This window comes from Sphingomonas sp. RIT328 (assembly GCF_000632225.1).
Classification (GTDB): domain Bacteria; phylum Pseudomonadota; class Alphaproteobacteria; order Sphingomonadales; family Sphingomonadaceae; genus Sphingomonas; species Sphingomonas kyungheensis.
Genome location: NZ_JFYV01000003.1, coordinates 1 through 14177 on the forward strand (window position 1 = coordinate 1; position 14177 = coordinate 14177).

The following is a 14177-nucleotide window of genomic DNA, read 5'->3' on the forward strand; positions in this document are numbered from 1 at the left end:
ATCGGGTTCATCGTCTCCAACACCCATTTCAGCGACCCGCAGATCGACTATTTGCGCGACCTGCGCGCCAAGGCGGGCGGCACCGGCGCGCCGCACCACGACGAGATCGTCGGCGAAATCAACTACGGCTGGGCCACCGTGCCCGGTCTGCGTGTTCTGCCAAACGTACAATATGTCATCAACCCCGACCCAATTTATGCGTCCAAGCGCACGACCGACATTCCAAGCGCCATCGTGCTCGGCGTGCGTATCGACGTGAAACTGGCGCAACTATTCGGTGGATGAATGACATCTCTGTTTCGGATGGCGTGCCTCGGCTTATGGAGGCAGCTCGAAATAATGACGGCGCTTACTCGGCGCCTGCGACCCTCTGTACGAATAATCGATAATCGCGAGGCAGCGATACGTTGCCCCACATCCGGCCATTTTACAGCCCTTTTCCCTCTGCCCAACTTCAGCCGTTCGTTCACGTTGCCGCCGCCCTCGCCATAGCCGTCAGCTTGATTTTACTGCCGGGTGAACGGCGGACACGATCCTGACTGCGTCATTAATTGTTGCCCGCTGTTGAGGGGTTCCGCCCGGTATTACCGTCCATACGTCTCCAGGCCCCTTTGCGCGTGGCACGGTGTGCAGCGGACCTATGATCGAGGCCCAGTTGGTCGCATGGTCTCCCGACCTCCTTTTTGCCTCGTCGCTCAGAAGGGAAAGCAGATCATGTGAGCGTATCCGTCGGGGCATGCGCCGCTTCGTAGGACCGCACCGGTAAAAATTTGCTCATCTCAGCGTGCCGAATTTCAGCTGATGCATATGAGACCATCCGCTACCTTGAGACCCACTTCCGGTCATTAGGGGCCGACTTGTCGCTTCCCGGAAACAGCCGTTGGTTCAGCTTCGGGTCCGTGTCCACAAGCCATCAGCTCACACGCGAATTCTAAAGGCGAGCAGTGCGGCCGCCCGCCTCCGCCTTACCCTTGAGATCATCCAGAACCCGCGACAGGTTCATGCGGATCGCCAGCCGAGCAAGCGGCTCCCAGTAGAGCACCGGTTCAACACGCAGGACGTGATGCGCTTCGATGTCGAGCCGGGTGCGACCGCCCGGCAGCGGGAAGAGGGTGAAGCCGGTCCTGCCGGTCTCGAAGTAGCCTTGGACGTGCGGTGCGTGGACGCGGCGGTAAGGGCTCATCTCCTCCATCGCTGGCGCTTGCTTCAGAACCTCAAAGCCAAGGCGACGACCGGGCACCCATTCGGTCACGCGCTCGCGCGCGACACCGGTTGAGAACTCGCCCAGCCGGACTGCGCCGACACCGTGGCCGAGTAGGCGGCCCCGCAAGGGATAGGCCAGACCCGCTGCGCCCAACACGCCCGGCCCGCTTTCGATCGACTGATCGCCGGTAAGCGCCGACCACACCGCACCTGGTGATGCGGTGACCTCAACGGATGCCCGCGCGGTGATCGGCAGATCGGGCGGCGTGGCGGCTTCCAAAGCGAACAGGGCGGGCAGCAACGCCACGCTCGCCAACGGCTTGCCGCCGCCCTGGTTCATTCTGGCGACCGCGCGGCCCGCCGCCCCGCCGATCAACGCTGCCACGGCGCCCAATGGTGCGGCGAGCAGTATGCAGACAAACCCTTCAAGCGCCAAAGCCACTAGCGCGGCCGTGCCCAGCGCCGCGGCGATCAGCACCAGTCGGGCAGTCGCGCGCCCGCTGAGCAGCAGCCGGCGGTTGGCTAAGTAGCCGGTGGTGACACCCACCAGGAACGGCGTGGCAACGAACAAGCTCCAGCCATAACTGCCAAACGTCAGCCCCGAGACCAGCACCGCCGCGACGATGATGGCGACACCGGCGAGTACGCCCTGAACCACGTGGGCGGTATCGCTGCCTGGAGCAAGCGCTGAACCGGGGCCGTCGCGCTGCCCGAGCCGCGGGAGTAGCGCGAGCATTGCCGCGGCCGCGATCTGCGCCGCCGGCACCACCACCACCGCTGCAAGCGCATAGCCTGCGCCGGACCAGTTGGCCCGCCGGAACGACAGGAGTGCGAGCGCACCCGCCGCTATTAGCGCAACGGCGAACGCGATTGCGGCGTCACCGGCGGGCAGGTCCGGGCTCATCGCCAGTCGCCTTAACGGCAGCAACCAGAAGCCCGCATCGGCAAGTAGCGGCGTGCCGCGTGCGCGGAGCAGCAGCGCCACAGCCGCGTGCGGCACCAGCAGTAGCACCGGTGCGATGAGCGCATAGCGGCTCGGACGCGTCACGCCGGCGAAGGAGGGCAGCCGCATCGCTCAGACCTCCTCTACAAGTGTCGCAAAGGACAAGGCCTCGTGCGCGTGCTCCGGGGCTACCCTGGTCAACGCGCCCTCGCGCGCCAAATGCTCGGGAAGCGCGATGTTCCAGACGAGCCCTGCTCGCTCCAGCAGCAGCAGGAACGCATATCCCCAGTCGCTCTGACCGGGGTAGAGCCCGATGCGCGCCGATCCCGGAAAGGCATGGTGATTGTTGTGCCACGCCTCGCCCATCGTGGGGATCGCCGCCCAAGGCACGTCGTGCGCCTGCACGCCCGCGTCGTTCACCAGCCAGCTCTGCGGCCCCGTGCGATGCGCCAGATGGCCGACGAACCAGTGACCTGTGACCGACAGGCAAACACGCACGCACACGCCCCAGATCACCCAGCCCCATCCGCCGGCCAGGAACAGCAGCACAGCGACCGGCACCTGTTGCACCATCCACGTCGCTTCCAGAAAACGGTAGAACGGGTCGCTACCGACGCGGCCAGGATCGAACGCGGGCGGGCGCTTCAACTCCAGCCGGCAGTGCATCTGCCACCAAGCGTCCAGCAGCGGCGGGCGGCGGTGCGCCAGATAATCGTGGCAGTCGGCTCGTCGTTGCGCCCAGTCGCGCAGGTCGTGAGTGCGGATCATCCACAGCGGCCCGCTCATGCCCACCAGGGTGCCCGCCCAGACCAGAAGCCGTTCGAGCCACAGCGGGCAGTCGAAGCTGCGGTGGATAAGCCGCCGGTGGAAGCCCACGCTGTGGCCCAGGAGCAGCGTGGTTCCGCTGAGCACCAGGCAGATCGCCAGCGCCCCCCAGCTGAACGCCATGGGTGCCAGCACCAGCGACACTGTCAGCATTGCCCCGTTCCATAGCGAATGCGCCGCATCCCACCGGACCACACCGTCGACCGGGCTGCTGTCAGGCAGCTCCACGAGCGAGTTGACGCGACCACGATCATGACCGGAAACCATGCCACCCTCCAAGCGCTTAACTCATCGCTTAAATGCTGTGACACGCTATCGCCCTTGTCAAGCGATTAGCTTATCCCTTAAATGTTCCTCATGCAGAAGGTGTTCGAGGCGCTGGCATCCACCCCGCGCCGCAAGATTCTGGCCTACCTCGCCCACGCCGAGCTCAGCGCGGGCGAGATCGCGTCCCGGTTCGAGATGTCGAAACCGGCCGTGTCACAGCACCTGTCCGTACTGGAGAATGCCGGGCTGGTGGCGAGCGAGAAGCGCGGTCAATTCGTGTTCTACCGGCTGGTGGCGGACAACCTTGCCAACACGCTCAACGCTTACGTGCAGGAGGTGTGCCCCGTCTCGCGGCCGCTGAAGGCCGAGAGCGCCGGCCTGAAGCGGAAACGCAGTTCGACGATTGCCAGCGAGTAACTGATTGACCCAAAAGGCGCCACTCGCAATCCATTTGTCGCTTCCGAACTGCGGTCGCTCGTTCATCTTGATTGCTGATGCGCCGGCTGAAGCAGCCATCACCGTCAACCGTGCATCCAATTGGTTCGCTTCAGGCTGACCGCTGATGGCAAGGCAGCGGATGGTACCATCTTGAACACGAGCGTGCATCTGCCACACTAACGGCCGACAGAGGGCATGGGGGTTCAACGATGTTGCGTGCTGGATTGCTGCTTGCGGCGTCGATGATCGTCGCGGGCCCCGTCTGCGCGCAGACCGAGCAGGTTCGTCGCGGTCCTGCCCCGACCTGGGCCAAGCCGTCCACGCTACTGCCATTGCCGGCCACCACGACCGGTCCGGTCTTCTTCCGGCGACAGGACGTCGAGGTTCACCTCAGCGACAAGGGACAGGCGCAGTATCTCGGCTATCGCATCAAACTCCTCGACTCGGCGGCCCTGCCGCTCGGCAACATCTCCATCGCCTGGAACCCCGGCGCAGGCGCCCCCATTGTCCACGAGATCAAGGTTTTCCGCGATGGTCAGGTCGTTGATGCCTTAAAGGACGCCAAGTTCGACATACTGCGCCGCGAGGATCAGCTGGAGGCGGCAAAGCTCGACGGGACGCTAACAGCGGTACTCAGGATACCCGACCTTCGCGTCGGCGACGAGCTTGAAGTCGACATGACGATCTTCTCCAGCGATCCAGGGCTCGGGCGCAACGAGGCGGGCATCCTCGTGCTGGGACCGAGCCCGGCGCCTGGCCGCTACCACCTCGGGCTGAGCTGGGATCAGGGTCGTGAGCCCAACCTCAAGCCCACTGCCGACATGACGAGCGCGATGGTGAAAGCTGAGCGGGCAGTCGACTTCCGCTTCGACAATCCGCCCCTTCTTTCGCCGCCGAAGGACGCCCCGAACCGCTACCAGTGGCAGCGCGCCGTGGAGTTCAGCCAGTTCGCCGACTGGCCGACGGTGTCGCGTCATTTCGCCCCGATGTTCGCCAAGGCCGCGACACCGGCTGCAGGCTCGGCCGTGAAACGCGAAGCGGCCCGCATCGCCGCTGCGCAACCGCGTCCGCTGGATCGTGCGGCCGCGGCATTGAAGCTGGTGCAGCAGGACGTGCGCTACATCTACGTCGGCCTGAACGGCGGCAACCTCATCCCTGCCACCGCCGACGAGACCTGGCAGCGCCGTTACGGCGACTGCAAGGGCAAGACCGTGCTGCTCTTAGCGCTATTGGCAGAGATGGGTATCGATGCGGAGCCCGTTCTGGTCAACTCAAGCGGCAATGACGACGGCTTCGACCAGCGACTGGCACTGCCGCAGTTGTTCGATCACGTCCTCGTCCGAGCACATATCGACGGCACGAGCTACTGGCTGGACGGAACCCTACCTTCGGTCGCATCGCCCAACCCTCGGCTCGTCTACCCAGCGAGTTGGGTTCTGCCGCTGACCGCCAAGGGCAGCACCCTCGAAAAGCTGCAGTGGAAGCCAGCGACCACGCCTGACGAAATCAATCTGTTCGAGATCGATGCGCGTGCGGGCTTTGACAAACCGGCCCGGATCGTATCGACAGAAATTCTTCGCGGCGTCAAGGGCCTGCAGAAACAGATACAGTTCGCGCCGGCGACCGCTGCACAGCTGCTCGACGCCTTCCGTCAGAACGCAATCGGCGACACCTTCCAGACGATCGATGACGTCAAATGGCGTTACGACCCAGCGGCGGGTGCCAGCATCCTGACCATCAGCGGTACAGGCACCTTCGACTGGTCCGACGACGGGGCGGGCGCCAAATCACTGGCGTTGCCAGGCGGCGGGTTCAGCCCGCCGGAGCGGCGGGTGCGTGCATCCGACCAGAACCGTGATGCGCCGTTCTACACCAAGCCGGAGTACACCTGCTTCGTAACCACCATGCGGGTTCCGACCTCGACGCAGGCGAAGCAGTGGTCGTCCAAGAGCAGCTTCGACACCCGGCTGTTCGGCCGCGCCTACCACCGCGCGTGGGAAATGCGGGACGGAGCAATCCGCATGGTCCGCGCATCGCGCGTCGAACAGCCCGAAATCGATGTTGCGACGGCGCAGCGCGACAATGCGCGCATCGCTGCCTTCGACAACAGCATGGGCTGGATTTCCTATGACCCCGCTGGGAAGAAGGCGTCGATTGGCAACGGCGAGACGGTGCAGACGACCTACGAGTTCGACTGGACCGCACCCGATGTTCCTTGCAGAAGCACTGGAAAGCCCAGTTAAAGCGTCCCGGCTGAAAACGTGGACGCAAAGGCGGCTTATGAATGAGCAACTTGCGGATACACAATACGTTATCTGTCCAGCGACCATGACCTATTAAGTGACATTCAGCCCCGCCCGCGGCCTTCCTGCAAGCGGCCGTTCGTTCAGCCGCCCCCGCCCCAAATTCTCATGTCGCTGCCGCCGAAGATACAGGCGCGCAACACGTCGAAGATGAAGTAAGGTTTGAACTAAGGCGATGCGCCTACCGCATCGAGGCGCTGTTGCTGCCCGAAGTCGGCCAGCATATCGCTACCGTACTTGCCCGTCAGCATTCCCAAGCCGAGTGGGCTCCACGGAACGAGCCCGAGGCGGTGTCCTGTGGGCGCGAGGTTGAGCTCAACACATCGGCCGAGCAGCGGGTAGCTGCATTGGAGGCCCAACGGATCAAACTGACCATAGGCGCAGGTGATTTGCCAAGCCGCCTCAGCTATGCCGCAACCGCAGATTGGCCGTGTGGGCGATCGCCACCAGTATGCCGCCGGTCAACGTGACGGCGATTTCGGCGCCGCCCTCCGGCAGTGCGAAGGCCCCTATCGTCATCAGGCCCAGTCCGGCAGCGCCAAGGCACAGCGGCCACGACGCCGCGTGGCGCGCGTGCCCTCCGACCAGTGCGATCGCCGCGATCGGGGCCGCGAACAGCAGCACCCAGCGGTGGAAGCTTTCCGGTATTACGATGAACGCAGACACAGCTGGTATCGCTGCCAGGAGGATCGGCAGTACGAGACAGTGAACCATGCACGCTGCCGATCCCGCCATCGCTGCGCGGTCGAGCCAATCCATTCCAAAGGTCCGTATCGCTTTCATCTTGCCACAGCCACTATCGTCACCTTAATGATACATAGTATCATAGCATATAAGGTAGGTCGATGGTGCAAGATGCCAAGCCGCTGTTACCCGTCACGGTCCTGTCCGGATTCCTTGGTGCCGGAAAGACCACGCTCCTCAATCACATCCTCGCCAACCGGGAGGGTCGCTGCGTGGCGGTGATCGTCAACGACATGTCGGAGGTGAACATCGACGCCGACCTGGTTCGCAGCGGCGATACCGCCCTGTCGCGCGGCGAGGACACGCTGGTCGAGATGACTAATGGCTGCATCTGCTGCACGCTGCGCGAGGATCTGCTCCTCGAAGTACGCGCGCTGGCCGATACTGGGCGGTTCGACTGCCTCGTGATCGAGAGCACCGGCATCTCCGAGCCGCTACCGGTAGCCGCGACCTTCTCGTTCGAGGACGAGCAGGGCGAAAGCCTGTCGGATGTCGCACGGCTCGACACGATGGTGACGGTGGTCGACGCCGCCAATCTGCTGCGCGACTATGCGAGCACCGACTTCCTCGCCGACCGCGGCGAGGCACTTGGCGACGACGATCGCCGCAGCCTGGTCGGGTTGCTCGTTGAGCAGATCGAGTTCGCGGACGTGATCGTCATCACCAAGGCCGATCTCGTCGATGCCGGACACCTTGCGACCGTGCGCAAGCTGGTGGCGTCGCTCAACGCCGATGCCCGCATCATCGAAGCGCGTCACGGACACGTACCGCTCGACTCGGTGATCGAAACCGGCCTGTTCGACGTCGAGAAGGCGGAACTGCACCCGCTTTGGGCCAAGGAACTCTACGGTCACGCCGATCACCGCCCCGAGAGCGAGGAATACGGCGTTGAGAGCTTCGTCTACCGCGCACGCGCACCGTTCGACCCGGTGAAGTTCCACGCGTTCGCACGCGGCGGCTGGCCGGGTGTGGTCCGGGCCAAGGGCCATTTCTGGCTCGCGACGCGACCCGACTGGTGCGGCGAACTCGCACAAGCCGGCGCCCAAACGGTGACCGGGGCGCTGGGCCGATGGTGGGCGTGCGTACCGGAAGCGAAGCGCCCAAGCGGTGAGGCCTGGGACCGAATGGTGGCGACAAAATGGTCGGCGATCTGGGGCGACCGGCGGCAGGAGCTGGTCTTCATCGGCATCGACATGAATGAGGCCGAGATCAGGCGGCGCCTCGATGCGTGCCTCGTCCCCGCGGCCGCTTTCACGCCCCGGCTGTGGCAGGGGCTGCCCGATCCGTTCCCCGCCTGGGGCGTGCGGGAGATGGCATGATGGACGGCGCGGCTATACTCGCCCCGTGCCGCTCGCACGTTCACCGTGCGCGGACCATCGATGCTTTCGCGGCGATCCTTGACCCTGACGTGAACCTTGCGATCTGGGAGCGTCCCTCGATGCTGCCGGTCGAGTCGCTGGTCGGCTTCGGCACCATCCAGATGACGACGCCAGTCGGACGTGCGCATGCCGCACTGACCGAGGCGTTCGCACAGCAGCCGCTGGCCGCCTGGCATGCGGATATCACTGCGGACATCGCTGCGCTGGCCAAGTCCTTCGCGGCGATCATGGATCTGTCGCACGTCGTGATCCGGCTGGAACGGGTAGTCGGCGATGCCTGCAAGCGCTGGCACGCGGATTACGTGTCCGTTCGGCTGATCTGCACCTATCGCGGATCGGGGACGCAGTGGATCGAACGATCGGTAGAGATCGTCGATGCGCCGGCGATCGAGACACGGCGATCGCTCGCTGAAGGCGCGGTCGGCCTGTTCAAGGGCCGCATCCTCGCCGGCGAGCAGGCGATCGTCCACCGCTCGCCGCCGATTGCAGGCACCGGCGAGGAGCGATTGCTGCTCGTGATCGACGGTCCGCCGCCAGCGGAAACCGCTGCTCTGTGGGAGCGGGCGATGCAACGTGGCTGACATTTTCGCGGCCCATCATCGTCGCACGATGGGTGGACGCTTTTTCACGATCCCCAGGATCCAAGCCATTAAGATGCCGACCCCATGACCCGTTTGCCGCTTATCATCGCCGTCACGCTGGCAAGCCTTGGTGCCGTCGCCGGTGCGCAGCAGGCGCTCGGGCCGGCGGGGTATCTCAAGCCCGGCACGTTCGACGTGCTGGACGTCCTGCCGCCTGCCCCGAAGTCGACCGATCCTCGCGGTCTCGCCGACCGCGCGATCTTCAAAGCGACACGCGCGTTGCAGGGCAGTCCTCGCTGGGCGATGGCGACAAACGACGTGAAGTCGAGCCCGACCGACCTCTTCCGCGATTTCAGTTGCGCCATGGGGATCGCGATGACGCCTGAAAGCGCGCCACGGACGGCCGCGCTGCTACGGCGCGCCATGTTCGATACGGGGCGCCAGACCGGCATCGCGAAGACGTTCTACAAGCGGCAGCGCCCGTTCCTGATCGACCGCGGGCCGATCTGCCAGCCTGCATCGGAGGTCGCGGACAGCTATGATTATCCGTCGGGCCATACGACCGCGGGCTGGACGACGGCGACCTTGCTCGCGCAGATCGCGCCCGATCTTGCAACCGCGCTTCTGGCGCGTGGTCGGGCGTACGGTGAAAGCCGGATCGTGTGCGGCGTCCACAATGCGAGCGCGGTCGAGGCGGGGCGGCTGTCGGCCTCGTCGACGCTGACCGCCATGCAGGGTGATCCGGCCTTCGCCACCGATCTCGCCGCGGCCAGGCAGGAGATCGCCACACTCCGGCAGAGCGGCGACGCGGCGAAACCCGATACGGCCCAGTGCACACGCGAAGCGGCACTCGTTGCCCAGCCTCTCTACTGACGAGACAATCATGACCGACACGATCGGCTCGCGCCTGCTACTCAATCGCCGCACCATGATCGGTGCCGCTGCCGCCATGATCGGCGCACCGGCAATCCTGCGCGCGCAACAACTCTTCACCGCTTACCCGTTTCGCCTCGGCATCGCGGCAGGCGATCCGGCCGCGGACGGCTTCGTCATCTGGACCCGCCTCGCCCCCGATCCGCTGGCCGAGCATGGCGGCATGCCGATGCAGCCGGTGGAGGTGAGTGGCAGGTCGCGACCGATCCGCGCTTTGCGACGCTGGTCGCCGGCGGCAAGGCGCTCGCGCGTCCTGAACTCGCCCATTCGGTCCATGTCGAGGTCGCTGGCCTGCTTCCCGATCGCCCCTATTGGCACCGTTTCATAGTCGGCAGCGAGCGCTCGCCCGCGGGGTGCGCGCGCACCCTGCCGATCGCTGGCGCCTGCCTCGACCGGCTGCGTTTCGCGGTCGCTGGCTGCCAGAATTACGAGGACGGGCTCTACACCGCCTATCGCCACCTCGCGGCAGACGATCCGGCATTCGTCTTCCATTACGGCGACTATATCTACGAGGGCCGAAGCGCGCCGATGCCGGTCGGCTATGACGGCAAGCCGCGCCGGTTCGTCCGCGAGCATGCCGGACAGAAGCTGTTCGACCTTGCTGATTATCGCCGCCGCTATGCCCAGTACAAGACCGACTCGGACCTGCAGGCCGCACATGCCGCAGCCGCATGGTTCGTGACATTCGACGATCATGAGGTCGAGAACAACTGGGTCGGCGAGATTGACCAGGAGAAGGATCCGCGCGAGGTGTTCGCGCTGCGCCGTGCCGCCGCGTTCCAGGCCTATTATGAGCACATGCCGCTGCGCCGCTCGGCATTTCCGGGGGCCGCCGGCATGCAGATCTATCGCCGGGCGACGATCGGCAATCTGCTCGACCTGCATCTGCTCGATACTCGGCAGTTCCGGACCGATCAACCGTGCGATGACGGTTTTAGGCCTCGCTGTGCGGACTGGGCCGATCCTGCCGCGCAGATGATGGGACGGACCCAGGAGGCATGGCTCGCCACTGCCCTGAAGCAAAAGAAGGCCCGCTGGAACGCGCTGGCACAACAGGTGATGATGATGCCGCTCGACCGGCGGACCGGCGACGAACCCGCACCGATCCGCAACATGGACAGCTGGGGCGGCTACGACGCGCCGCGCGAACGCGTGCTGAAAATGGTCGAGGGGCCCGGCAACATGGTCGTGCTGACCGGTGACGAGCACCAGAATTATGCCGGCGTGCTGCGTACCGAAGGCGGCCAGGGGGATGCCGTCGCAGTCGAGTTCGTCGGCACGTCGATCACCTCAGGCGGCGACGGCGCGGACCGGCGGATCGGCGAAAACCGCATCCGCGCCCGTAACCCGTTCCTCGCCTGGACCAACGACCGGCGCGGTTATCTGCTATGCGATCTAACCACCGACCAGTGGAAGACCGACTTCCGCACCGTCGATACCGTCACGCGGCCCGACGGCGTGATCAAGACGTCTGGTACGGCGACTGTCGAGCATGGTCGAGCCGCGGTAACGATGACCTGAATTGATTTGAGCATGGTGCTGGAAACCTCGATCTGTTCAGAATCGGATAAGACTGGGCTTGAGTCCCAGTTGCACTGAAAGGCCACTTGGATTGGTAAATTGGCGAAGCAATAGTGCCTATTCACAGGGAATGACCCACTTGCGGCCGTTAAGCGGGCCATTGTCGTTCCCGACTTCCGACGTTTGTTCAGCTCACGTCCGAGCCGTTCAGTGACCGCCGCAGCTGTAGATGGTCGGGTGCGATATGGGCTGCGGTAGGCGCTTATCCTCAATCCTTCGGGAGCAAGCCGGCGCTCGCGCGTTGTGACCCTCGCCTCGCTTGGGGCCTCGTCGCTCCAACGGAGGATCATCTCTTGTCCACCCCATCTGCCAGCCGCGTCCTGCAACCCGTCACGATTGGCGATCTGCAACTCAAGAACCGCATCGTCATGGCGCCGCTGACACGCAGCCGCTCAAACGACGACGGTGTGCCGCCCGGCTTCGCCGCCGATTATTATGGCCAGCGTGCCGATGCAGGCCTCATCATCACCGAGGCGACCAACATCTCGGCCCAAGCGCGCGGCTATGCAATGACGCCCGGCATCTGGTCGGACGCGCAGGTTGCTGCGTGGCGGCCGATCGTCGAGGCCGTGCACCGGCGCGGCGGTCTGATCTTCCTTCAGCTCTGGCACACGGGCCGCATCTCGCACCCTGATCTGCACGGCGGCGAACTTCCCGTGGCGCCGTCCGCGATCGCGGCGGAAGGACAGGCATTCACCAATGACGGCCTGAAGGATTTCGTCACCCCACGCGCGCTTGAAACAGCCGAGATCCCCGGCATCGTCGAGGATTACCGGCACGCCGCCCAGCAAGCGAAGGCTGCCGGCTTCGACGGCGTTGAGGTTCACGCCGCGAACAACTACCTCCTCGAGCAGTTCATCCGCGACAGCACCAACCGGCGGACGGATGAGTATGGCGGCTCCATCGAGAACCGCCTCCGATTCCCGCTCGACGTGGTCCGTGCCGTGGTCGAGGTCTGGGGTGCGAAGCGGGTGGGCATCCGTATCTCGCCGGCGACGACCGAGCCCGGCAAGACGCCGCTCGACAGCCAGGTCGTGCAGACGTTCGACACGTTCGTCGACGCGCTGTCCGAGATAGGCCTGCTCTACATCCACGACATCGAAGGCGTGACCCAGCAGACCAGAGACGTGCCGGACGGCATCGACTTCCAGAACCTGCGCAAGCGCTTTAGTGGCGCTTACATCGCCAACAATCAGTACACGCTCGATCTCGCCGAGGAGACGCTGGCGAACGGCGATGCCGATCTGTTCAGCTTCGGCCGGCCGTTCCTCGCCAACCCCGATCTCGTCGACCGTCTGCGTACCAGCGCCCCGCTCGCCGAGGCTCCCAAGCAATATTGGTACGGCGGAGGCTCGGTCGGCTACTCCGACTGGCCGGGGATGAACGGGCCAATCAGCCTGAAGTGAGACAATCTTGGTTTAACGCAACGGCATTGCAGGGCGGGCACGGAGTGCCTGCCCCCATTCGCCGTCGAGGGACGTTGAGACAATCCAGTCGCTTTTCCGATCCCGGCCGAGCCCCTGCTGAAACGGAGAAGAGACATGCGCGCTTTATGCTGGCACGGTAAAGGCGACGTCCGCGTCGACACCGTCGCGGACCCCGAGATCAAGCACCCGCGCGACGCGATCATCAAGGTCACCGCCTGCGCCATCTGCGGCTCCGACCTTCATCTGCTCGACGGCTACCAGCCGACGATGGAAGCCGGTGACATCCTCGGGCACGAGAATATGGGCGAGGTCGTCGCGCTTGGCTCGGAAGTGACCAACCTCAAGATCGGCGACCGCGTCGTGGTGCCGTTCACGATCAGTTGCGGCGATTGCTGGTTCTGCAAGAAGGGCCTGTTCGCCGCCTGTGATCGTACCAACCCGAATGCCGAGATGGCCGCCAAAGCGATGGGCCACTCGCCGGCCGGCCTGTTCGGCTTCAGCCACATGCTGGGTGGATATTGCGGCGGCCAGGCGGAGTATCTCCGCGTACCGATGGCTGACATCGGGCCGATTAAGATTCCCGAAAACGTCACCGACGATCAGGCGCTGTTCCTGTCCGATATCTTCCCGACGGGCTACATGGCCGCCGAGAATGCGCAAATCGAGCCCGGCGACACCGTCGCGATCTGGGGCTGCGGCCCGGTCGGCCAGTTCGCCATCCGCTCCGCGCTGATGATGGGTGCAGGCCGGGTGATCGCGATCGACGAGGTGCCAGAGCGGCTCGCCATGGCCGAGGCGGGGGGCGCCGAGACGATCAACTTCGCCGAGACCGACGTCTATGACGAGCTGCAGGCACGTACCAAGGGCCGTGGCCCAGACAGCTGCATCGATGCGGTCGGCTGCGAGGCTGCCGCACATGGCTCGGCGGACGCCGTCATGGACAAGGTGAAGGCGAGCCTGATGCTGGCGACGGACCGCGTCCACTCGCTGCGCCAGGCCATCATCAGCTGTCGCAAGGGCGGCACGGTGTCGGTGCCCGGCGTATATGTCGGCATGGGCGACAAGCTGCCGATAGGCGCGGCCATGAACAAGGGCCTGACCATCAAGCTCGGCCAGACCCACGTGCAGCGCTATACGAAGCCGCTGCTGGAGAAGATCGTGTCCGGCGCCATCGACCCGAGCTTCGTCATCACACACCCGGCCAGCCTTGAAGACGCGCCTGAGATGTATGCGAAGTTCCGCGACAAGCAGGATGGTGTCATAAAGGTGGTGATGCGCCCGCACGGCTGAACCGCATCGTCGCTGCGTCCCGAGGCCTTGGTCGCGAACGCAGCGACGACCCATATGCGGACGTTCAGGCGCATCTTTCTCCTTCCCGGGAGCGGACGCTTGTTCATCTCGGCAGATGCGAGGTGGGTGCAGCATCGGTTGGCCGGTCATTCCCTCGCAAAAGACGATCGGACATGGGCTGCCGACACCGCGAACCTCGCGGGAAACGGCCCTTAGCGCTTTGGTGTCTTAACCGAACTGTTGTGACACCATGATTCAATTCC

Annotated in this window: 12 protein-coding genes and 1 pseudogene; 10 read left to right on the top strand and 3 right to left on the bottom strand. The window is 64.7% G+C overall.

The window, feature by feature from the left end; all coding sequences use genetic code 11:
• The coding region (locus tag BW41_RS02600) for a carbohydrate porin (protein WP_037531157.1) at positions 1-285 on the top strand (285 nt) is incomplete at its 5' end.
• Between the two features lie 646 nt (positions 286-931).
• Here BW41_RS02600 and BW41_RS02605 read toward each other — a convergent pair.
• On the bottom strand, positions 932-2275 hold the full coding sequence (locus BW41_RS02605; protein WP_037531159.1) for an SRPBCC family protein: 1344 nt from the start codon (positions 2273-2275) through the stop codon (positions 932-934).
• Positions 2276-2278: 3 nt separating this feature from the next.
• Complete coding sequence (locus BW41_RS02610) at positions 2279-3238, bottom strand: acyl-CoA desaturase (protein ID WP_051583197.1); 960 nt, start codon at positions 3236-3238, stop codon at positions 2279-2281.
• A 90-nt stretch (positions 3239-3328) separates the two neighbouring features.
• Here BW41_RS02610 and BW41_RS02615 point away from each other — a divergent pair, with 90 nt between their 5' ends.
• Both BW41_RS02615 and BW41_RS02620 read left to right on the top strand, forming a co-directional pair.
• Positions 3329-3655 (top strand): metalloregulator ArsR/SmtB family transcription factor, encoded by a 327-nt coding sequence (locus BW41_RS02615; RefSeq protein WP_037531320.1) that lies wholly within the window; start codon positions 3329-3331, stop codon positions 3653-3655.
• Between the two features lie 230 nt (positions 3656-3885).
• On the top strand, positions 3886-5919 hold the full coding sequence (locus BW41_RS02620) for a DUF3857 domain-containing transglutaminase family protein (protein WP_235199469.1): 2034 nt from the start codon (positions 3886-3888) through the stop codon (positions 5917-5919).
• A 462-nt stretch (positions 5920-6381) separates the two neighbouring features.
• On the opposite strand, the gene BW41_RS02625 is transcribed toward BW41_RS02620, so the two are convergent.
• Positions 6382-6738: a MerC domain-containing protein gene (locus BW41_RS02625; protein WP_161773108.1), complete on the bottom strand. Its 357-nt coding sequence runs from the start codon at positions 6736-6738 to the stop codon at positions 6382-6384.
• A gap of 86 nt (positions 6739-6824) precedes the next feature.
• Here BW41_RS02625 and BW41_RS02630 point away from each other — a divergent pair, with 86 nt between their 5' ends.
• The 7 genes and pseudogenes from BW41_RS02630 to BW41_RS02655 all read left to right on the top strand — a co-directional run bounded on the left by BW41_RS02630 (position 6825) and on the right by BW41_RS02655 (position 13914).
• A complete protein-coding gene (locus BW41_RS02630) occupies positions 6825-8042 on the top strand; it encodes a GTP-binding protein (protein WP_037531164.1) in 1218 nt (405 codons plus the stop codon).
• A complete protein-coding gene (locus BW41_RS02635; RefSeq protein WP_081792852.1) occupies positions 8039-8683 on the top strand; it encodes a DUF1826 domain-containing protein in 645 nt (214 codons plus the stop codon). Before BW41_RS02630 ends, BW41_RS02635 begins: the two co-directional genes overlap by 4 nt.
• Positions 8684-8767: 84 nt before the next feature.
• Entirely contained in the window at positions 8768-9556 is a 789-nt protein-coding gene (locus BW41_RS02640; protein ID WP_037531165.1) for an acid phosphatase, read from the top strand.
• 76 nt (positions 9557-9632) lie between these two features.
• Positions 9633-9922 (top strand): annotated as a pseudogene (locus BW41_RS21990) (PhoD-like phosphatase N-terminal domain-containing protein); the annotation flags it as partial.
• 90 nt (positions 9923-10012) lie between these two features.
• Positions 10013-11137, top strand: coding sequence for an alkaline phosphatase D family protein (locus BW41_RS02645; RefSeq protein ID WP_327195558.1), 1125 nt, complete (start codon positions 10013-10015; stop codon positions 11135-11137).
• A gap of 353 nt (positions 11138-11490) precedes the next feature.
• Positions 11491-12603 (top strand): alkene reductase, encoded by a 1113-nt coding sequence (locus BW41_RS02650; RefSeq protein ID WP_037531167.1) that lies wholly within the window; start codon positions 11491-11493, stop codon positions 12601-12603.
• 135 nt (positions 12604-12738) lie between these two features.
• Entirely contained in the window at positions 12739-13914 is a 1176-nt protein-coding gene (locus tag BW41_RS02655) for a zinc-dependent alcohol dehydrogenase (protein ID WP_037531169.1), read from the top strand.
• Positions 13915-14177 lie beyond the last annotated feature (263 nt).